Here is a 19,067-nt window from a genome sequence, read left to right as displayed (position 1 = left end):
CCGCACCGTCGGGATCCCCGTCCGACGCCCCGTCCGACCCTCGTCCGACCCCAGAAGGATCGCTTTCGTGGCCTTGCCCCCTCTGACGCCCGAGCAGCGCCAGGCAGCCCTCGACAAGGCTGCGGCCTCCCGACGCGAGCGGGCCGAGGTGAAGAACCGCCTCAAGAACTCCGGCGGCTCGATCGTCGACGTGCTGCACGAGGGCCAGACCAACGAGGTCATCGGCAAGATGCGCGTCGTCGAGCTCCTCCAGTCGGTGCCCGGCCTGGGCCGGGTGCGAGCCCGCCAGGTGATGGAGCGGCTCAACATCGCCGAGAGCCGCCGCGTGCGCGGGCTGGGCGTCAAGCAGGTCGCTGCGCTCGAGCGTGAGTTCGGCCCCGACGCCTCGTGACCCACACCGCTGAGACTCCTGCGGCCGGCTCGACCGGCGGCACCCCCACCCGCTCCCGGCTGATCGTCCTGGCCGGCCCCACGGCCGTGGGCAAGGGCACCGTCGCCGCCGCCGTCCGCGAGACGCACCCGGAGGTGTGGCTCTCGGTCTCCGCCACCACGCGCAGGCCGCGACCCGGTGAGGAGAACGGCGTCCACTACTGGTTCGTCTCCGACGAGGAGTTCGACGCCATGGTCGAGAAGGGCGACCTGCTCGAGTGGGCCGTGGTCCACAAGGCCGCGCGATACGGCACCCCCCGCGGCCCCGTCGACCTCGCCCTCGCGTCCGGCCAGCCGGCGATGCTGGAGATCGACCTGCAGGGCGCCCGGCAGGTGCGCGAGACGATGCCCGAGGCGTTGTTCGTCTTTCTGAAGCCTCCGTCGTGGGAGGAGCTCGTACGCCGTCTCGTCGGCCGCGGCACCGAGACCGAGGCCGAGCGGGAGCGCCGCCTCGAGACCGCGCGGGCCGAGCTGGCCGCCGAGAGCGAGTTCGACGTCACCATCGTCAACCACGAAGTTCACGCCGCTGCCGACGAGTTGGTAACCTTGATGGTTGGACCTGCTCCATCCACATCTGACTAGCGAGGCACCCACACCGTGGCTTCTCCCACCATCGCCGCCGAGGGCGTGACCAACCCCTCGATCGACGACCTGCTCACCAAGACCGACAGCAAGTACAAGCTGGTGCTCTACAGCGCCCAGCGTGCCCGCCAGATCAACGCCTACTACTCCCAGCTCGGCGAGGGCCTGCTGGAGTACGTCGGCCCGCTCGTCGACACCCACGTCCAGGAGAAGCCGCTCTCGATCGCGCTCCGCGAGATCAACGACGACCTCCTGACCTGCGAGGACATCGACCCCGCCGCCGAGGCCGCCGCCGCTGAGGCTGCTGCCGGCGACGCCACGGAGTGACGCGAGCCTCCCGATGACCGTGAGGGTCGTCCTGGGGGTCTCCGGCGGCATCGCGGCCTACAAGGCCTGTGAGCTCCTCCGCCGGTTCACCGAGTCGGGGCACGACGTCACCGTCGTGCCCACGGCGTCGGCGCTGAAGTTCATCGGCACCCCGACGTGGTCCGCCCTGTCAGGCAAGCCCGTCGCCACCGACGTGTGGACCGACGTCCACGCCGTGCCCCACGTCCACATCGGCCAGCAGGCCGACGTGGTCGTGGTCGCACCGGCGACCGCCGACCTGCTCGCCCGCGCGGCGCACGGCCTGGCCGACGACCTCCTCACCAACACGCTCCTCACGGCGCGCTGCCCGGTGGTCTTCGCCCCGGCGATGCACACCGAGATGTGGGAGCACCCGGCCACGCAGGCCAACGTCGCCACCCTCCGCGACCGCGGGGCGATCGTCATCGAGCCCGCCGTCGGCCGCCTCACCGGCGCCGACACCGGCAAGGGCCGCCTGCCGGAGCCCGCCGAGATCTACGAGCTGGTGCGCGGGCTGCTCGACCGCGGCCCCGACATGACCCAGGACCTCGCCGGTCGCAAGGTGGTCGTCTCCGCGGGCGGCACCCGGGAGTACCTCGACCCCGTCCGGTTCCTCGGCAACCGGTCCTCCGGGCTCCAGGGCTACGCCCTCGCCCGGGCCGCGGCCTCGCGGGGCGCCCACGTCACCCTCGTCAGCGCCAACGTGACCCTGCCCGACCCGGCCGGCGTCAACGTCGTACGCGTCGAGACGACCGAGCAGCTGCGCGAGGCGGTCGTCGGCGCGACCGCCACCGCCGACGCGGTCGTGATGGCCGCGGCGCCCGCCGACTTCCGGCCCACGGCGGTCAGCGAGGCCAAGATCAAGAAGGCGGACGACGGGTCCGCGCCGGCCATCGAGCTGGCGCAGAACCCCGACATCCTCGCCGAGATATCCCACGACCGGGCCCGCGAGGACGCCGTCATCGTGGGCTTCGCCGCCGAGACCGGCGACGCCACCGGCTCGGTGCTCGACCTCGGGCGCGCCAAGCTGGCCCGCAAGGGCTGCGACCTCCTCGTCGTCAACGACGTCAGCGGGGGAGCGGTCTTCGGCAGCGCCGACAACGAGGCGGTCGTCCTGGCCGCCGACGGAGGCGCCGTCGAGGTCCCGCACGGGTCCAAGACCGCGCTCGCCCACGTCATCTGGGACGAGGTCGCCCGGCGATTCGCCGGCTGAGACACGCGTCCCGGATGCTGGTCGACAGGTACGTTTCATCCGACCGTTCCAAAGAAGAATCGAGAGCATCGTGGCTGGACGACTGTTCACCTCCGAGTCCGTGACCGAGGGGCACCCCGACAAGATCGCCGACCGGATCAGCGACTCGGTCCTCGACCACCTGATGGCCGAGGACGCCGACAAGGCCAACCTGCGGGTGGCCGTCGAGACGCTGCTGACCACTGGCCTCGTCGTGGTCGCCGGTGAGGTGCGCACGACGGCCTACGCCCCCGTCGCCGACATCGTCCGCAAGGCGATCCTCGAGATCGGCTACGACTCCTCCGACAAGGGCTTCGACGGTCACACCTGCGGTGTCCAGGTCGCCATCGGCGCCCAGTCCACCGACATCGCCGCGGGTGTCGACGCCGGCCACGAGTCGCGGGTCGGCTCCTCCGAGGACGAGCTCGACAAGCGCGGCGCCGGCGACCAGGGCCTGATGTTCGGCTACGCCTGCGACGACACCCCGGAGCTGATGCCGCTCCCCATCACCATCGCCCAGCGGCTCGCGCAGCGCCTCACCGAGGTCCGCAAGGACGGCACGCTCGGCTACCTGCGTCCCGACGGCAAGACCCAGGTCACCATCGAGTACGACGAGAACGACCGCCCGCTGCGCATCGACACCGTCGTGCTCTCCACCCAGCACGACCCCGACGTCGAGCACGCCACGCTCGAGGCCGACATCAAGCAGCACGTCATCGACCACGTGCTCGCCGGCTTCGACCTGCCCTCCGAGGGCTACCGGATGCTGGTCAACCCGACGGGCACGTTCGTCATCGGCGGCCCGATGGGCGACGCCGGCCTGACCGGCCGCAAGATCATCGTCGACACCTACGGCGGCATGGCGCGCCACGGCGGCGGCGCGTTCTCCGGCAAGGACCCGTCGAAGGTGGACCGCTCGGCCGCCTACGCGATGCGCTGGGTCGCCAAGAACGTCGTGGCCGCCGGACTGGCCAGCCGCTGCGAGGCGCAGGTCGCCTACGCCATCGGCAAGGCCGCGCCCGTCGGCGTGTTCATCGAGACCTTCGGCACCGGCGTCGTCCCGGACGAGAAGATCCAGGCCGCCGTCCTCGAGGTCTTCGACCTCCGCCCCGCCGCGATCATCCGCGACCTCGACCTGCTCCGCCCGATCTACGCCCAGACCTCGGCCTACGGCCACTTCGGTCGTGAGCTCCCCGAGTTCACCTGGGAGAACACCGACCGCGCCGACAAGCTGAAGGCCGCCGCCGGCATCTGATCGCCGTCCCTCGGTCGAGGGTTGTCAGGCTCTCGCTGAACTTGTCGGCCCGTGCACGGCCTGACAAGTTCAGCGATCCCCGGTCAGCCGGGGATCGCTGACGAGGCGGGGCCCACTCCACAGACACGCCCGCGAGGTCCGGAGCGTCGGACGCCGCTGACACAATCGCCCGCATGACGTCCCACGAAGCCCCGGAAGCCGAGATGCTTCCGGGGCTTCGTGCTGCCGTCGACGACGCCAGGGCCAAGGCGGCCGCCACCCGACGGCGCACAGCGGCGCAGTGGCAGGCCGCCGAGACCGACCCCGTCGCGCGGGTCCTCGTCGACATCGCGCTGGCCCACCTCGACCGGCCGTTCGACTATGCCGTCCCGACGGCGATGGCGGAGACCGCGGTCCCGGGTGCGCGGGTCAAGGTGCGCTTCGCCGGCCAGGACGTCGACGGCTACGTCGTCGAGCGCACGAGCCACACCGACCACACCGGCAACCTCCAGCCGCTGCGGCGCGTGGTGAGCCCCGAGCCGGTGCTCGCGCCGGAGATCGTCGAGCTGAGCGAGACCCTGGCCCGGAGGTACGCCGGTGCGCGGTCCGACGTGCTCCGCCTCGCCGTCCCGCCCCGCCACGCGGCCACGGAGAAGGTCGCGTCCGAGCGCGCACCCGAGGCGCCGGCGGTCGAGGCGCCCTCGACCTGGTCCGAGGTCCCGCACGCCGACGCCTACCTCCGCCACCTCGCCTCCGGCGGATCGCCCCGCGCGGTGTGGGCGGCCGCCCCCGGCGACGACTGGCCCGCGATGGTCGCCGAGGCCGTGGCGACGACGTACGCCGCCGGGCGGGGCGCGCTCGTCTGCGTCCCGGACCGGCGTGACGTCGCCCGGGTCGACGCCGCCCTGGCTGACCGCCTGGGGGAGGGACACCACGTCTGCCTGACCGCTGAGGGCGGCCCGGCTGCGCGCTACCGCGACTTCCTGGCCGTGTCCCGGGGAGCGCGGCGGATCGTCGTCGGCACCCGCTCCGCCGCCTTCGCGCCCGTCCACGACCTCGGGCTCGTGGTGCTGTGGGACGACGGCGACGACCTCCACGCCGAGCCGCGCGCGCCCTACCCGCACACCCGCGAGGTGCTCCTCGTCCGCGCCGAGCAGCAGGGGACGGCGGCGCTCCTCGGTGGCGTGGCCCGCACCCCGGAGGCGGAGCAGCTGGTCGCCACCGGGTGGGCACACGAGCTGGCGGTGCCCCGCGACGTGCTGCGGCGCCGGGCCCGCGTCGAGGCGGTGCCGGCCGAGGACCGATCCGTCGGCACCCGCATCCCGCGCGCCGCCTACGACGCCATCCGGCGCGGTCTCACGACCGGGCCGGTGCTGGTGCAGACGCCGCGTGCCGGCTACGCCGCGTCGCTGGCCTGCGACACCTGCCGGGCCCCTGCCCGCTGCACCGTCTGCACCGGACCGCTCGTGGTGGACGGTCCGGCGGTGCCGCCGCACTGCCGGTGGTGCGGCCACGTCGAGGCGGCCTGGGCGTGCCCCACGTGCGGTGGCCACGGCCTGCGCGCGCCGGTGCGGGGCGAGGCCCGCACCGCGGAGGAGCTGGGCCGGATGTTCCCCGGCACCACCGTCCGCAGCTCCAGCGGCGAGCGGGTCGTCGACCGGGTCGGCGAGTCGGCCGACCTCGTGGTCGCGACCGTCGGGGCCGAGCCCGTCGCCGACGCGGGCTACGCCGCCGTCGTCGTCCTCGACACCTGGTTGAGCCTGGCGCGCGACGACCTGCGGGCGGCCGAGGAGGCCCTGCGCCGGTGGCTCAACGCAGCAGCCCTCGTGCGGCCCGGCGGCCACGTCRTGGCCGTCGGCGACCCGGCCCACCCCGCGCTGCAGGCCCTCGTGCGGTGGGACCCGACCGGCTTCGCCCGTCGGGAGGCCCAGGAGCGCTCGCAGGCCCACCTCCCGCCGGCCGCCCGGCTCGCGACGGTCACGGGTGACCTCGGGGCGCTCGACGACGTCCTCCACCTGGTCGACCTCCCTGCCGGTGCCGAGGTGCTCGGTCCGGTCCCGGTCGACGACGAGCACCGGGTCCTGCTGCGCGTGCCGCGGTCCAGCGGGGAGGCGCTCTCCCGCTCGCTCGGCGACCTCCAACGGGTCCGCTCGGCGCGCAAGCTCGACCCCGTCCGGATCCAGGTCGACCCCCTGACCATCTGAGCGGGCCGCCCCGGCGACCGGCCGCCATGACGTCACCGCGGGCGCCTCCCTAGACTTGGCCACTGCCCGATCGACCCGCCCAGACCTGACCCAGACCGCGTCCAGCCGAGCGAAGGAGCTCCGTGGCCGTCCAGCCCATCCGTCTCTTCGGTGACCCCGTGCTCCGCCAGCGAGCAGTGGAGGTCGACGACTTCGACCGCGAGGTCCGTCAGCTCGTCACCGACCTGACCGACACGATGCTCGCCGCACCCGGCGCCGGCCTCGCGGCGCCGCAGATCGGCGTGGGCCTGCGGGTCTTCACCTGGAACGTCCATGGCGAGGTCGGCCACCTGGTCAACCCCTCCCTCGAGCTCTCCGACGAGACCCAGGACGGGGCGGAGGGCTGCCTCTCGCTCCCGGAGCTGACCTACGACTGCCTCCGGGCGCTGTCGGTCGTCGCGACCGGCTTCGACATGTACGGCGAGCCGCAGCGGATCGAGGCGTCGGAGCTGCTGGCCCGTGCCATGCAGCACGAGACCGACCACCTCGACGGCGTCCTCTTCATCGACAAGCTCGACACCGCCGCGCGCAAGGCGGCGATGAAGGAGATCCGTGAGTCCGAGTGGTTCGGTCTCGAGCAGCCGACGGTCCGGTTCAGCCCCCACCCGACGAACGGATTCGCCCGATGAAGGTTCCCAGCTGATGCGCGTCGTCTTCGCCGGCACCCCCGAGGTCGCCGTGCCCGCGCTCGACGCGATCGCCGAGAGCCGCCACGAGCTCGTCGGCGTCGTCACCCGACCCGACGCCCCGAGCGGCCGGGGCCGCAAGCTGGTCGCCAGCCCGGTCGCCCAGCGCGCGGAGGAGCTCGGCGTACCCGTCCTCAAGCCCGAGCACCCGCGCGACCCGGACTTCCAGCAGGAGCTCGCCGCCCTGCGACCCGACGCCTGCCCGGTCGTGGCCTACGGCGCCCTGCTCCCGCAGTCGGCGCTCGACCTGGTGCCGCACGGCTGGATCAACCTGCACTTCTCGGTGCTCCCGTCCTGGCGCGGCGCCGCCCCCGTGCAGCACTCGATCTGGGCCGGCGACGAGGTCACCGGCGCGACGACGTTCCGGATCGTCAAGGCCCTCGACGCCGGACCGGTCTTCGGGGTGATGACCGAGCGGGTGCGGCCCACCGACACCGCCGGCGACCTCCTCGCGCGCCTGTCGGAAGGCGGAGCGGGCCTGCTGGTGCAGACCCTCGACGGGATCGAGGACGGCACCCTCGAGGCGCGCGAGCAGCAGGCGGAGGGCGTCTCGTTCGCGCGCAAGATCCTGGTCGATGACGCCCGCATCGACTGGAGCCTCCCGGCGGTCGCCATCGACCGGCAGGTGCGCGCCTGCGATCCGGCCCCCGGCGCGTGGAGCACCTTCGAGGGCGAGCGGATCAAGATCGGGCCGCTGCGCCCGGTCGACCGCGAGCCCCTGGCCCCGGGGGTGCTCGAGGTCACCAAGAACGCCGTCTACGTCGGCACCGCCACCGCGCCCGTCGAGCTCGGCCAGGTCAAGGCCTTCGGCAAGAAGCAGATGGGTGCGGCCGACTGGGCCCGCGGGGTGCGCCTGGAGTCGGGCGTCCGCCTCGGCGAGCAGGACGCCGCCTCGTGAGCCGGCCCGCTCGTCCGGAGGACGTCGACGAGATCTGCGGCAGCCTGCCGGAGACCGAGCTCGGGATCTCCTGGGGCGACCGGCCGACCTGGAAGGTGCCCCGCGGCGACAAGGGCAAGGGTTTCGTCCTCTACCGCGCGCCGCACACGTCGGCCGTCGACCCGGACACGGGGGAGATGTACGACGACCTGGTCGTGATCTCCACGCCGACCGAGGTGGAGAAGCACGCGCTGGTCGCGGACGAGTCGACGCCGTTCTTCACCATCGACCACTTCAAGGGCTACGCCGCCGTGCTCGTGCAGCAGTCGCGGCTCGGCGAGATCGGCCGCGACGAGCTGGAGGAGATCATCACCGACGCCTGGGCGGCGAAGGCGCCGAAGAAGCTCGTGCGGGAGCACCTCGGTGAGTGACCGCCGCCCCCCGGTCGACAAGGCCCGTCGCGCGGCGCTCGACGTGCTCACCGCTGTGCGCACCGACGACGCCTACGCCAACCTCGTGCTGCCGCAGGTCATGCGCAAGCACGGGCTCACCGGTCGCGACGCCGCGCTGGCCACCGAGCTCTCGTCCGGGGCGATCCGGATGCACGGGCTGTACGACGCCGTGATCGACGCCTGCCTCACCAAGCCGCGCCTCCAGCCGGAGGTGCGCGACGTGCTCCGCCTGGGGACCCACCAGCTCCTCTCCATGCGGGTGCCCGACCACGCCGCGATCTCGACCAGCGTCGACCTCGTCCGCGCCACCGTCGGCCGGGGACCGGCCGGCCTGGTCAACGCCGTCCTGCGCACGATCAGCCGGCGCGACCTCGCCGGATGGGTCGACGAGGTCGCACCCGACCAGCAGGCCGACCCGTACGCCCACCTCGCCGTCGCCCGGTCCCACCCCCGCTGGGTCGTCGCGGCGTTGGGGGAGGCGCTGGCCGCGTCCGTCGGCAGCGACGAGGAGCTCGACGCGCTGCTGGAGGCCGACAACGCCCCGCCGCGGGTCACGCTGGTCGCCCGCCCCGGCATGTCGACCGTCGAGGAGCTCGAGGCCGCCGGCGGCACCCGCACCGGCCGGTCGCCGTACGCCGTGACCCTGGCCGGTGGCGACCCGTCCGCCGTCCCGGCGGTCGCCGAGCGACGCGCCGGGGTCCAGGACGAGGGTTCGCAGGTCGTCGCGCTCGCGCTCGCCGATGCCCCGCTGGACGGGCGCGACGAGCGGTGGCTCGACCTGTGCGCCGGGCCTGGGGGCAAGGCCGCCCTGCTGGCGGCGCTCGCCGCCCAGCGCGGGGCCGTGCTCGTCGCCAACGAGCGGCAGCCGCACCGGGCAGCGCTGGTCGCGTCCGCGCTGCGTGCCACGCCGGAGGGCGCGGCGCAGGTGCTCGCCGGCGACGGCATGCGCCCCGCCTGGCTCCCCGGCACCTTCGACCGGGTGCTGGTCGACGCGCCGTGCTCGGGGCTCGGCGCGCTCCGACGACGTCCCGAGTCGCGCTGGCGTCGTACGCCCGAGGACGTCGAGGAGCTCGTCGGGATCCAGCAGGTGCTGCTCGACTCGGCGCTGGAGTCGGTGCGACCGGGCGGCGTGGTGGTCTACGCGACCTGCTCGCCCGTGGTCGCGGAGACCAGCGACGTCGTGCGGGCCGTGCTGGCCCGCCGCGGCGACACCGACGAGGTGGGCCGCTTCCAGCTGTGGCCGCACCGCGACGGCACCGACGCTATGTTCGCGGCTACCCTGCGCCGACGGGCCTGAGGGGCTCAGTGGGAGCGCATCGGCCACCAATTGGGGTGACTTTCGCGCCTGGGCGGTTCCCATCCTTTGCTTTGACCAGCATGATGGAGTCAGCTCGGCGCACCGGAGGGGTGCGCCGTGTCACGGGGAGCAGGAATCCATGCACGTGCGCAGCATCATGACGGCCCTGGCCGCCACGACCTTGACCCTGACCGTGGGCACGACCCTGGTCAGCAGTCCCGCCCACGCCGCGGGCGGCTCACGCACGCTGTCCGGGCCCGCCACCGGCGACTCCGACGTCTACCTCACCTACGTCGGGTGCGCCGACCTGCTCGCCAACGCGACCGCGCCCGCCTCACGCATCAACCTCGGTCCCTACGCCGCCCCGCTCGGCCGCCGGTCGCTGGGCCTCGTCCCGACCGCCGCCGGCAGCGCGGCCGGACCCTACGCCTCGTTCGACTCGCTCGCCGGGCTGGACTCGTCGGTCGCCGTCGCGGCCACTGGCGGCAGCTCGGGCGTCTCGTGGGTCATGGCCGTGAGCCGGCAGAGTCCGGCCGGCACCGCCTGGCGCGGGCGGGCGGCCGTGTCGGCTCCTGCCGGGTCCTGGACCACCGTGTCCTCCTCCGCACTCACCTACGACTGGGCGCTCGTCGACCTCTCCTCCGGCGCCACCGTCGACCGGGCCGGCTCCGCCACGCCGGCGCAGTTCGCCGCCGAGCACGGCGACGGCCCCGGCTTCGCGGTCACCGGCTTCGGTTGCGACGGAAAGGCCTTCAACCTCGACGCCGTCCGGGCCTCCGGCTCGACCTTCGACTTCGAGGGCGTCTCGCTGTCGACGAGCGTGGCGGCCGGCAGGCAGCAGGTGAAGCCCGACGAGGAGGTCGAGCTCACCGGACGCGTCACCGACGGGTCCGGACGCCTCACGGGCGACCCGCTCGTCCTGGAGTCCCGCTCGCCCGGTGGCCAGTGGGCCCCGGTCGGCAAGCCCGTCCTCGCCTCGCGCGACGGCGTCGCGCGGGTCGTCGTACCCGTTGCGGAGACGACCGAGTTCCGCTGGCACCGTCCCGAGAGCCAGTACGCCGACGAGGGCTGGTCCGACGTCGTCACCGTGACCGTGGACAAGCCGCAGGAGACGCAGCCCGGCGACCAGCAGCCCCAGCAGCAGGACGGGCAGCAGGACGGGCAGCAGCAGCCGTCGGAGACCTCCGCGCCGTAGTGACCCCCGCCTCGGGCTGCTGGTCTCGGTACGCCCGGTCGCGCCCTCGTGCCTCGGGCGCGCGGCCACTCGACCTCGTTCGCCACGCCGGACGCGACTGCGTCGCTTCCGACTAGGCTCCTTGACATGGCGTCGCCGTTCACCGAGATCGAGGTCGACGACCGCGTCGTCAAGGTCACCAACCCCGACCGGGTCTACTTCCCGCCCACCGACGCCGCGCCGAGCGGCGCGACCAAGCTCGACCTCGTCGAGTACTACCTCGCCGTCGGCGACGGGATCGTGAACGCGCTCTTCGAGCGTCCGTGCATGCTGCACCGCTTCCCCAAGGGCCTGGCGGGCGACAAGGTGCACCAGAAGCGCCTGCCGGCCGGAGCACCCGAGTGGGTCGAGACCGTCCAGCTGTTCTTCCCCCGGTGGAAGCGCACCGCTGACGAGCTGTGCGTGACCGAGCTGGCGAGCGTCATCTGGGCGGTGCAGATGTCGACGGTCGAGTTCCACCCCTGGAACAGCCGGCGTTCCGACACCGAGAAGCCCGACGAGTGGCGCATCGACCTCGACCCGGGTCCGGAGTGCGACTGGGCCACCGTGCAGCGCGTCGCCCACATCGCCCACGAGGTGCTCGACGAGCTCGGTGCCGTCGGCTTCCCCAAGACCAGCGGCGGTTCGGGGATGCACGTCTACGTGCGGATCCCGCCCGACCACGGCTTCCAGGACGTACGCCGCGGCGCGCTGGCGTTCGCACGCGAGGTCGAGCGGCGAGCTGGGGGAGAGGTCACGACGGCGTGGTGGCGCAAGGACCGCGACCCCTCCCAGCTGTTCGTCGACTACAACCAGAATGCGCGCGACCACACGATCGCCGCCGCCTACTCGGTCCGGGGCGTGCCCGAGGCCCGGGTGTCGGCGCCGATCCGCTGGGACGAGGTCGACGACTGCGTGCCCGACGACTTCACCATCTTCACGATGCCCCAGCGGTTCGCGGAGATCGGCGACCTGCACGCCGGCATCGACGACAAGCCGTTCGACATCGCCCCGCTGCTCGAGTGGGCGGCCCGCGACGAGGACGAGGGCGCCGAGGCCCCGCCGGAGCCCGAGGAGTCCTAGGCGCCACAGCCCGCGCACAGGTCGTCCTCATCGTCCTCTCACGCACGCGCCCTAGCCTCGGGCCATGCAGCAGAACAGGCCGACCCAGCCGCGCACCGGTCGGGTCGCAGTCGTCGTCAACACCGCAGCCCGCCGCGGGGCGCGAGCGCTCCCGCTCGTGGAGGCAGCAGCTCGCGGTGTGTCGGACGACGTGACGGTGCACCCCGTGCACGGCGGGCTCGAGCTCCTTGAGGCGCTGGCGGTCGCCGTCGAGTCCGAGCCCGACCTGCTCGTGGTCGGTGGGGGCGACGGCACGATCGGCTGCGCCGCCGCCATGGTCGCCCACTCCAGCACCGCGCTCGGCGTCCTGCCGCTCGGGACCGCCAACGACTTCGCCCGCACGCTCGGGGTCCCCGACGACCTGGCGGCGGCGGTCGACACGCTGGTGCACGGCCACGTCGTCGACGTCGACCTCGGGCGGGTCGACGGGCGCGCCTACCTCAACGTGGCCTCGGTCGGTCTCTCCGTCGCCGTCACCCAGAGGCTGACCCCGGCGCTGAAGCAGCGGCTCGGCCGCTTCGCCTACCCGGCGGCCACCCTGGCGGCGTACCGGTCCCACCGGCCGTTCGCCGCCCGCCTGGAGCTCGACGACGGCACCACCCTCGAGCTCGCCGACCTCATGCAGGTCGCCGTCGGCAACGGGCGGCACTACGGAGGCGGGCTCACCGTCGCGCCGCACGCCTCGATCGACGACCACCTCCTCGACGTGTACGCCGTCGAGCAGGGCCGGCTGCACGACCACCTCTCGGTCGCGCGGCTGCTCCGGACCGGCCACCTCGTCGAGCACGACCGGGTGCACCACCTCACCACCCGGCGCCTGCGCCTGGTCACCGACGAGCCGCTCCCGGTCAACCTCGACGGCGAGATCGCGGCAACGACCACGGCGACGTTCGAGGTCGACCGCAACGCGCTCCACGTCGTCGTACCCGCCGGGAGCAGTGCCGCGCGTCTGGATGGTCCCGGGAGTCACTAGGCTCGCCCTGTGGGCATCCAGATCACGCCGAGCATCCTCAACGCCGACCTGTCGCGCCTCGCCGACGAGGTGGCGCGTATCCCCAGTGCCGACTGGGTGCACGTGGACGTCATGGACAACCACTTCGTGCCCAACCTGACCCTCGGCCTGCCCGTCGTCGAGGCACTCAGCAAGCACGCCTCCCAACCCATCGACGCGCACCTGATGATCGAGGACGCCGACAGGTGGGCACCGGCCTACGCCGAGGCGGGGTGCGGGTCGGTCACGTTCCACGCCGAGGCGGCCAAGGCGCCGGTGCGGCTCGCCCGCGAGATCCGGTCGCAGGGCGCCCGCGCGTCGATGGCACTCAAGCCGGCGACGCCGATCGAGCCCTACGAGGCGCTGCTGCCCGAGCTCGACATGGTGCTCATCATGACCGTCGAGCCCGGCTTCGGCGGCCAGAAGTTCCTCGACCTGTGCCTGCCCAAGATCCGCACCGCCCGCGAGCTCATGCGCAAGCACGGCGTCGAGACCTGGCTGCAGGTCGACGGTGGCGTGTCGCTGGAGACCATCGAGCGGTGCGCCGAGGCCGGGGCCGACGTCTTCGTCGCGGGCTCGGCCGTCTACTCAGCCGACGACCCCGACGCGATGGTGGCCGAGCTGCGGGCGAAGGCGGCGGCGGCCTCGTCGTGAGTCGCCCGGCGACGGTCGACGACATCCACGCGACCGCGCGTGCGATGCCGCACGTGACCGTCGTACGCCCGGAGAAGAATCCCGTCTACCAGGTGGGCAGCAAGTCGTTCGTGTTCTTCCGGACGCCACGACCCGACGCCGTGGACCCCGAGACGGGGGAGCGCTACGACGACGTCGTGGTCATCTGGGTCGGCTCCGAGGGGGACAAGCAGGCGCTGCTGCAGGACGAGCGGCTGCCGTTCTTCACGACGCCGCACTTCGACGGTCACGCGTCGGTGCTGCTGCGTACCTCCCGGGTGGGGGAGATCGAGCGGCAGGAGCTCGTCGAGGTCATCGAGGAGGCCTGGCTCGCGCAGGCCTCGGACCGTCGCGGACGCGCCTGGCTCGCGTCGCGCGACCTCGAGCCGTAGGGACCGTTCCGTAGGTTGGGTGCATGACCGAGTCCGTGTGGGACTACCCCCGCCCGCCGCGGGTGGACCCGAGCAACGAGCACGTCGTGGTCACCCACGGTGGCCTCGTCGTCGCCGACACCACCGCGAGCGTGCGGGTGCTGGAGACCAGCCACCCGCCGACGTACTACCTGCCGGCAGCCGACTTCGCCGACGGGGTGCTCCGCCCGGGGCAGGGCGCCTCGTGGTGCGAGTGGAAGGGGCAGGCGGCCTACTACGACCTCGTGGTCGGCGACGACGTGCTCCCGGCCGTGGCGTGGACCTACCCGACGCCCTCGAAGGGCTTCGAGTCGCTGGTCGGCCACGTCGCGCTCTACCCGGGCCGGGTCGACCGCTGCACCGTCGACGACGAGGTGGTCCAACCCCAGCCGGGCAGCTTCTACGGCGGCTGGATCACGTCGCGGGTCACCGGACCGTTCAAGGGTGGACCGGGCTCCAGCGGCTGGTAGCCGCCCGGCCCGGGCCCTGTTCAGTGCAGCCCGCGGTCGTTGACCTGCTGGCTGCGGAGGTGGGACCCGTGCCGCGCGTGGTCGTCCACCCGTCGCTGGTCGGCCACCAGCGTCTCGCCCTCGAGCTGGTCGGCGCGCGTCTGCACCCGCTCGAGGCGCGCGCTCCAGGTGTCGACGTCGCGTGCCACGTCGTCCAGGCGCGCCGCCGGGAGCACGATCGCGTCCCCCTCGCTCCGGATGCCCGGCTCGACCGACGCCAGCCCCTCCGCCTCGTACGCCGTCAGCGGCCGGGTCAGCCTGATCCGGACGGGATAGGTCTCCTGGTCCACGTCGGCCGGGTCCACCGCGAGCTCCACGATCCCGAGTGCCGGCCTGTGCCTGCGTGTCATATGCGCCGTCCCCTCAACCGGGACCGGGGTGGCCCCGCTCCTTCGAGTCGAGCACCGTGGGGACGGCGGCGTCCATGGGGTCCGCACCCCATGCCGGTCGGAATGTCGGTCGAACGGGGTCAGCCGGCGAAGAGGGTCAGCCGCTGCCGGATGATCTTGCGGCGCAGCACCACCCGTCGCTTGCCGTCGTTGCCGATGCGGAGCCGGTCGAGCTCCCAGCCGCCGTGCTCGGCGCGCTCGACGAGCACGCGGGTGACGACGTTGCGGGAGAAGTCCTTGGGCAGCACGAGCGTCTCGAACTCCCACTCAACCCCGCGGCCCGGTGGGCGGCGCTGGATCCTGGCCATCGTCTCTCCCTCTCTCCTCGAAGGGGTGCGGTTCAGTCTGCCGACACGTCGTCGAGGGCGTCGACGATCTCCGGCGGCAGGGTCAGCTCCTCGATGCCGAGCGCTCCCTTGAGCTGCGCGGCCGTGCGGGCACCGACGATCGGGGCGGCGACCCCGGGCCGGTCGCGTACCCACACGAGCGAGACCTCCAGCGGCGACCAGCCGAGACCGTCGCCGGCGCGCGCGACTGCCTCCACGATCCCGCGGCCGCGCTCGTCGAGGTAGGCCCCGACGAACCCGGCGAAGTGCTCGGTGGCGGCGCGCGAGTCCGACGGGGTGCCGGTGCGGTACTTCCCGGTGAGCACGCCGCGGCCGAGGGGCGACCAGGGGAGGACCCCGAGCCCGAGGGCCTGAGCGGCCGGGACGATCTCGTGCTCGACGTGGCGGTTGAGGAGCGAGTACTCGACCTGGGTCGACGCCAGCGGCACCCGCCCGGGGACGGCCCGCTGCCAGGTCGCGGCCTGCGCGGTCTGCCATCCGGTGTAGTTGGAGACGCCGACGTAGGACGCGCGGCCCGAGGTCACGGCGAGGTCGAGGGCGCTGAGCGTCTCCTCGACCGGGGTCTCATCGGTCCACACGTGGACCTGCCAGAGGTCGACGTGGTCGACCCCGAGCCGCTTCAGCGAGGCGTCGAGGGTGGTCAGCAGGCTGCCGCGGGAGGTGTCGGTGACGCGTGCGCCCGTACGCCGGTGGATGCCGGCCTTGGTCGCGAGGACCACCTCGTCGCGGGCGACGACGTCGCCGATGAGCGTGCCGATCAGCTCCTCGCTCGCGCCGTCGCCGTAGCCGGCCGCGGTGTCGACGAGCGTGCCCCCGGCCTCGGCGAAGGCGATCAGCTGGTCGCGCGCCTCGTGCTCGTCGGTGTCACGGCCCCAGGTCATCGTGCCGAGACCGAGCCGGGAGACCTTGAGCCCGGTCGCGCCGAGGGAACGCTGCTGCATGGTGGTGAGGGTAGCCACGGGTGGTGCGCGGACCGCACGGGACGCGCCCGTAGGCTCACGCCCTGTGATCGATCTCCTCAAGGCAGTGGTCCTCGGCGTCATCCAGGGGCTGACCGAGTTCCTGCCGATCTCGAGCAGCGCGCACCTGCGGATCTTCCCCGAGCTGTTCGGCTGGGGAGACCCGGGGGCGGCGTTCACGGCCGTCATCCAGATCGGCACCGAGCTCGCCGTGCTGATCTACTTCCGCAAGGACATCTGGCGCATCGGCAGCGCGTGGGTGCGCTCGCTGTTCAAGGCGGAGTACCGCGGCACGATCGACGCGCGGATGGGCTGGTACATCATCATCGGCTCGCTGCCGATCGTGGTGCTCGGCGTGCTGCTCAAGGACGTCATCGAGCGCGACTTCCGCAACCTGTGGATCACCGGCACGACGCTGATCGTGATGGGCATCGTCCTCGGCATCGCCGACCGCGTCGGGCGCACCGACCGGACGCTGGGCAAGCTCAACCTGAGGGACGCGGTGCTCATGGGCCTCGCGCAGGCGCTCGCCCTGGTCCCCGGCGTCTCGCGCTCGGGCGCCACGATCTCCATGGGCCGCTTCCTCGGCTTCGACCGTGAGGCCGCGACCCGCTTCGCCTTCCTCCTCGCGATCCCCGCGGTCGTCGGCGCCGGGCTCTTCGAGCTCAAGGAGATCCCCCACGGCCACAACGACTTCGGGTGGGGTCCCACCATCACCGCCACGGTGGTCTCGTTCGTCGTCGGCTACGCCGCCATCGCCTGGCTGCTGCGCTACGTCAGCACGAACTCGTACACGCCCTTCGTGATCTACCGGATCCTGCTCGGCGCGGGCACGCTCATCCTGCTCGGAGCCGGCGTGCTGACCGCCTGAACGTGTCGGCCAGCAGCACCAGCGCCACGACCTGGGTGACGGCGACGACGGCCACGAGGGCCGGCAGCGAGCGGTCGTAGAGCCATCCGGCGGTGACGCCGCCGACGATCGCGAAGAGTCCCTGGATCCCTGCGAAGACGCCGTAGGCCGTCGCGCGGCGCGGCGCGTCGACCAGATCGGCGACCACCGCCTTGACCGTCGAGTCCTGGACGCCCTGGGCCGCGCCCCACGCGACGACGCCGCCCAGGACCGCGACCATGGCCGAGCCGAGGGCGAGGGCCGGCACCAGCGCCACCAGCACCGGCACGAGGAGCAGCACCCGCGGGCCGGTGCGGTCGTAGACCGAGCCGACGGCGAGTGCCGCGACCGCCTCGACGCCCATCGCCGCGGCATACACCACGGGGACGGCCGCGACGGGCATCAGGTCGTCGACGGTGAGGTGGTAGCCGATGATCCCGAAGGTGACCAGCGCACCCGTCGTCAGCGACGCGGCGACGGCGTAGCGGAAGAAGTCGGCCGGCAGGCCCGACCCGACGACGTCCGCCCACCAGCCGCGGCTCGGTGGCGGGTGCTCCTGGGCGGCGGGAGGGGGCGTGTCGTCGTACACGCTGGGGTCGGGGACGCGGCGGCGCAGGGTGAGCAGCAGGACCATCGCGACGGCGCCGGGGACGGCGAGCACGGCCATGCCCCACCAGAGGGACGCGACCGCGACGACCCCGGCCACCACGAGCGGTCCGGCGAACGCGCCCACCTGGTCGAGGGCCTTGTGCACCCCGAATCCGCGCCCACGGCCGACGGCGGTCGCGACGTGGGCGAGCAGCGCCGACTTCGACGGCGACCGGACCGCCTTGCCGAGGCGCTCGAGCAGGATCATCGTGGAGGCGAAGGCCAGCCCGGCCGCGCCGAGCCGCGGCGCCAGCGCGATCAGCGGGACGCAGACCGCGGTGAGTCCGTAGCCGACGATCGTCAGGGACCAGTAGCGGCCCGTCCGGTCGGCGATCGGGCCGAACGCCAGGCGCAGGACGAGCGCGATCGCCTCACCGGCTCCGGTCACGAGCCCGACGACCAGCGCGGACGCACCGAGGGCTGCGAGGACGGGGCCGTAGACCGAGCGGGCGCCCTCGTAGACCATGTCGGCGGCCAGGCTGACGAAGCCGAACCACCAGACCACCCGCCACGCAGTGGGAGCGGTCGTGGTTCGGGTCACAGCCACCCGGACTTCTTGAACAGCGCGAACAACCCAGCGGCCACCCCGATCATGAGGACGATCGCGAAGGGGTAGCCGTAGGTCCAGTGCAGCTCGGGCATGTGGTCGAAGTTCATGCCGTAGATCCCGGCGATCAGGGTCGGCACCACCACGAGGGCGGCACCGGCGGAGATCTTGCGCATGTCCTCGTTCTGCTGGACCGAGATGCGCGCCAGATGGCCGTCGAACGCGGTCGACAGCAGGACGTCGAGGCTGTCGATCACCTCCGAGACGCGCTGGAGGTGGTCGGCCACGTCGCGGAAGTAGGTCGCGGTCTCCGCCGTGATGGGGATGGGGGTGCGGATCGTCGGGACGGTGTCGGAGTGCAGGGAGAACTTCCGCATCGGCTCGCGCAGCGGCAGGACCGCGCGGCGGACCTCGGCGATCTCGCGCTTGAGGACGTAGATCCGGACGGAGTCGTCGGTGCGGCCGGGGGAGAACACCGACTCCTCCACCTCGTCCACGTCCTCCTCCAGCGCCGCCCCGACCTTCTCGTACTCGTCGACGACGCGGTCGCAGATGGCGTACATGACCCCCATCGGGCCGTGCTCCAGCACCTGCGCACGTTCCTCGAGGTCGTGGCGCGAATCCGAGAGGTTGATGCCCTCCCCGTGGCGGACCGTCACGATGAAGTCGCGACCGACGAACATGTTGATCTCGCCGGTCTCCACCGCGTCCTCCTCGTCGACGTACCAGAGCGTCTTGAGCACGAGGAACAGCGTGTCGCCGTAGTGCTCGAGCTTGGGCCGCTGGTGGGAGTCGCCGGCGTCCTCGACGGCCAGCGGGTGCAGGTCGAAGGTGCGGGCGATCAGCTCGAGCTCGTCGGGGCTGGGGTCGTGGATGCCGATCCACTGGAAGTCACCCGGGTCGCACGGCACCCGCGCGTGCCCGAGGCTCTGGTCATCCCCGTTGCCCAGTGGCACCCGCTTGCCCCGGTGGTAGAGGGCGTTGTCCACGATCAC

General features: G+C 72.9%; 22 protein-coding genes. 17 read left to right on the top strand and 5 right to left on the bottom strand.

The genetic code is table 11. The annotated features are described in order from the left end of the window. The first annotated feature begins 67 nt into the window (after positions 1-67). The 16 genes from mihF to AC1DP1_RS20040 all read left to right on the top strand — a co-directional run bounded on the left by mihF (position 68) and on the right by AC1DP1_RS20040 (position 14,254). Positions 68-391 carry an integration host factor, actinobacterial type gene (mihF, locus tag AC1DP1_RS20115; protein ID WP_191195682.1) on the top strand — a complete coding sequence of 108 codons (324 nt, stop codon included), beginning with the start codon at positions 68-70 and terminating at the stop codon, positions 389-391. Next, positions 388-1,011 carry a guanylate kinase gene (gene gmk, locus AC1DP1_RS20110; RefSeq protein ID WP_477508342.1) on the top strand — a complete coding sequence of 208 codons (624 nt, stop codon included), beginning with the start codon at positions 388-390 and terminating at the stop codon, positions 1,009-1,011. Before mihF ends, gmk begins: the two co-directional genes overlap by 4 nt. Before the next feature lie 15 nt (positions 1,012-1,026). Beyond that, entirely contained in the window at positions 1,027-1,338 is a 312-nt protein-coding gene (gene rpoZ, locus AC1DP1_RS20105; protein WP_172261153.1) for a DNA-directed RNA polymerase subunit omega, read from the top strand. Between the two features lie 13 nt (positions 1,339-1,351). Then, on the top strand, positions 1,352-2,569 hold the full coding sequence (gene coaBC / locus AC1DP1_RS20100) for a bifunctional phosphopantothenoylcysteine decarboxylase/phosphopantothenate--cysteine ligase CoaBC (protein WP_477508341.1): 1,218 nt from the start codon (positions 1,352-1,354) through the stop codon (positions 2,567-2,569). A gap of 70 nt (positions 2,570-2,639) precedes the next feature. Then, positions 2,640-3,842, top strand: coding sequence for a methionine adenosyltransferase (metK, locus tag AC1DP1_RS20095; protein ID WP_477508340.1), 1,203 nt, complete (start codon positions 2,640-2,642; stop codon positions 3,840-3,842). Positions 3,843-4,015: 173 nt separating this feature from the next. Beyond that, positions 4,016-6,025, top strand: coding sequence for a primosomal protein N' (locus tag AC1DP1_RS20090; protein WP_477508339.1), 2,010 nt, complete (start codon positions 4,016-4,018; stop codon positions 6,023-6,025). Between the two features lie 122 nt (positions 6,026-6,147). Then, positions 6,148-6,693 carry a peptide deformylase gene (gene def, locus AC1DP1_RS20085; protein ID WP_457191279.1) on the top strand — a complete coding sequence of 182 codons (546 nt, stop codon included), beginning with the start codon at positions 6,148-6,150 and terminating at the stop codon, positions 6,691-6,693. Between the two features lie 13 nt (positions 6,694-6,706). Continuing rightward, positions 6,707-7,648, top strand: a complete 942-nt coding sequence (gene fmt / locus AC1DP1_RS20080; RefSeq protein WP_477508338.1) for a methionyl-tRNA formyltransferase — start codon at positions 6,707-6,709, stop codon at positions 7,646-7,648. Continuing rightward, positions 7,645-8,058, top strand: a complete 414-nt coding sequence (locus AC1DP1_RS20075) for an MmcQ/YjbR family DNA-binding protein (RefSeq protein WP_477508337.1) — start codon at positions 7,645-7,647, stop codon at positions 8,056-8,058. The genes fmt and AC1DP1_RS20075 overlap by 4 nt, the downstream gene beginning before the upstream one ends. After that, a complete protein-coding gene (locus AC1DP1_RS20070; protein ID WP_477508336.1) occupies positions 8,051-9,376 on the top strand; it encodes an RsmB/NOP family class I SAM-dependent RNA methyltransferase in 1,326 nt (441 codons plus the stop codon). Before AC1DP1_RS20075 ends, AC1DP1_RS20070 begins: the two co-directional genes overlap by 8 nt. A gap of 139 nt (positions 9,377-9,515) precedes the next feature. After that, a complete protein-coding gene (locus AC1DP1_RS20065) occupies positions 9,516-10,571 on the top strand; it encodes a hypothetical protein (protein WP_477508335.1) in 1,056 nt (351 codons plus the stop codon). A 126-nt stretch (positions 10,572-10,697) separates the two neighbouring features. Continuing rightward, positions 10,698-11,672 carry a non-homologous end-joining DNA ligase gene (gene ligD / locus AC1DP1_RS20060; RefSeq protein ID WP_477508334.1) on the top strand — a complete coding sequence of 325 codons (975 nt, stop codon included), beginning with the start codon at positions 10,698-10,700 and terminating at the stop codon, positions 11,670-11,672. 64 nt (positions 11,673-11,736) lie between these two features. Next, positions 11,737-12,684, top strand: a complete 948-nt coding sequence (locus AC1DP1_RS20055; RefSeq protein ID WP_477508333.1) for a lipid kinase — start codon at positions 11,737-11,739, stop codon at positions 12,682-12,684. A gap of 9 nt (positions 12,685-12,693) precedes the next feature. Further along, positions 12,694-13,356 (top strand): ribulose-phosphate 3-epimerase, encoded by a 663-nt coding sequence (rpe, locus tag AC1DP1_RS20050; protein WP_477508332.1) that lies wholly within the window; start codon positions 12,694-12,696, stop codon positions 13,354-13,356. Beyond that, a complete protein-coding gene (locus AC1DP1_RS20045) occupies positions 13,353-13,766 on the top strand; it encodes an MmcQ/YjbR family DNA-binding protein (protein WP_477508331.1) in 414 nt (137 codons plus the stop codon). The genes rpe and AC1DP1_RS20045 overlap by 4 nt, the downstream gene beginning before the upstream one ends. Positions 13,767-13,789: 23 nt before the next feature. Then, on the top strand, positions 13,790-14,254 hold the full coding sequence (locus tag AC1DP1_RS20040; RefSeq protein WP_477508330.1) for a DUF427 domain-containing protein: 465 nt from the start codon (positions 13,790-13,792) through the stop codon (positions 14,252-14,254). Positions 14,255-14,274: 20 nt separating this feature from the next. Here the strand turns inward: AC1DP1_RS20040 and AC1DP1_RS20035 are convergent, their stop codons facing one another. From AC1DP1_RS20035 to AC1DP1_RS20025, 3 genes are all read right to left on the bottom strand, one after another. Then, entirely contained in the window at positions 14,275-14,643 is a 369-nt protein-coding gene (locus AC1DP1_RS20035; RefSeq protein ID WP_457190038.1) for a hypothetical protein, read from the bottom strand. 119 nt (positions 14,644-14,762) lie between these two features. After that, positions 14,763-14,990 carry a DUF5703 family protein gene (locus tag AC1DP1_RS20030; protein ID WP_179620627.1) on the bottom strand — a complete coding sequence of 76 codons (228 nt, stop codon included), beginning with the start codon at positions 14,988-14,990 and terminating at the stop codon, positions 14,763-14,765. A gap of 32 nt (positions 14,991-15,022) precedes the next feature. Continuing rightward, positions 15,023-15,970, bottom strand: coding sequence for an aldo/keto reductase (locus tag AC1DP1_RS20025; protein ID WP_457190040.1), 948 nt, complete (start codon positions 15,968-15,970; stop codon positions 15,023-15,025). A 67-nt stretch (positions 15,971-16,037) separates the two neighbouring features. Between AC1DP1_RS20025 and AC1DP1_RS20020 the strand changes: the two genes are divergently transcribed. Then, positions 16,038-16,859, top strand: a complete 822-nt coding sequence (locus AC1DP1_RS20020) for an undecaprenyl-diphosphate phosphatase (RefSeq protein WP_477508367.1) — start codon at positions 16,038-16,040, stop codon at positions 16,857-16,859. Here the strand turns inward: AC1DP1_RS20020 and AC1DP1_RS20015 are convergent. Together AC1DP1_RS20015 and corA are read right to left on the bottom strand one after the other, a co-directional pair. Continuing rightward, complete coding sequence (locus AC1DP1_RS20015) at positions 16,825-18,072, bottom strand: MFS transporter (RefSeq protein ID WP_477508329.1); 1,248 nt, start codon at positions 18,070-18,072, stop codon at positions 16,825-16,827. The two genes, AC1DP1_RS20020 and AC1DP1_RS20015, sit on opposite strands and share 35 nt — an antisense overlap. Then, complete coding sequence (corA, locus tag AC1DP1_RS20010) at positions 18,063-19,067, bottom strand: magnesium/cobalt transporter CorA (protein WP_457190044.1); 1,005 nt, start codon at positions 19,065-19,067, stop codon at positions 18,063-18,065. Before corA ends, AC1DP1_RS20015 begins: the two co-directional genes overlap by 10 nt.

The sequence above is a fragment of the Nocardioides sp. P4_G10 genome, from assembly GCF_056401175.1.
Note: the sequence above shows the minus strand (reverse complement) of the source record. Positions and strands in the feature narration are given on the sequence as shown.

Coding starts and splice junctions, on each gene's coding strand:
- AC1DP1_RS20065 (WP_477508335.1), top strand. CDS start 9,516: ATGCACGTGCGCAGCATCATGACGGCCCTGGCCGCCACGACCTTGACC.
- ligD (WP_477508334.1), top strand. CDS start 10,698: ATGGCGTCGCCGTTCACCGAGATCGAGGTCGACGACCGCGTCGTCAAG.
- fmt (WP_477508338.1), top strand. CDS start 6,707: ATGCGCGTCGTCTTCGCCGGCACCCCCGAGGTCGCCGTGCCCGCGCTC.
- AC1DP1_RS20040 (WP_477508330.1), top strand. CDS start 13,790: ATGACCGAGTCCGTGTGGGACTACCCCCGCCCGCCGCGGGTGGACCCG.
- AC1DP1_RS20030 (WP_179620627.1), bottom strand. CDS start 14,990: ATGGCCAGGATCCAGCGCCGCCCACCGGGCCGCGGGGTTGAGTGGGAG.
- coaBC (WP_477508341.1), top strand. CDS start 1,352: ATGACCGTGAGGGTCGTCCTGGGGGTCTCCGGCGGCATCGCGGCCTAC.
- AC1DP1_RS20055 (WP_477508333.1), top strand. CDS start 11,737: ATGCAGCAGAACAGGCCGACCCAGCCGCGCACCGGTCGGGTCGCAGTC.
- AC1DP1_RS20025 (WP_457190040.1), bottom strand. CDS start 15,970: ATGCAGCAGCGTTCCCTCGGCGCGACCGGGCTCAAGGTCTCCCGGCTC.
- AC1DP1_RS20035 (WP_457190038.1), bottom strand. CDS start 14,643: ATGACACGCAGGCACAGGCCGGCACTCGGGATCGTGGAGCTCGCGGTG.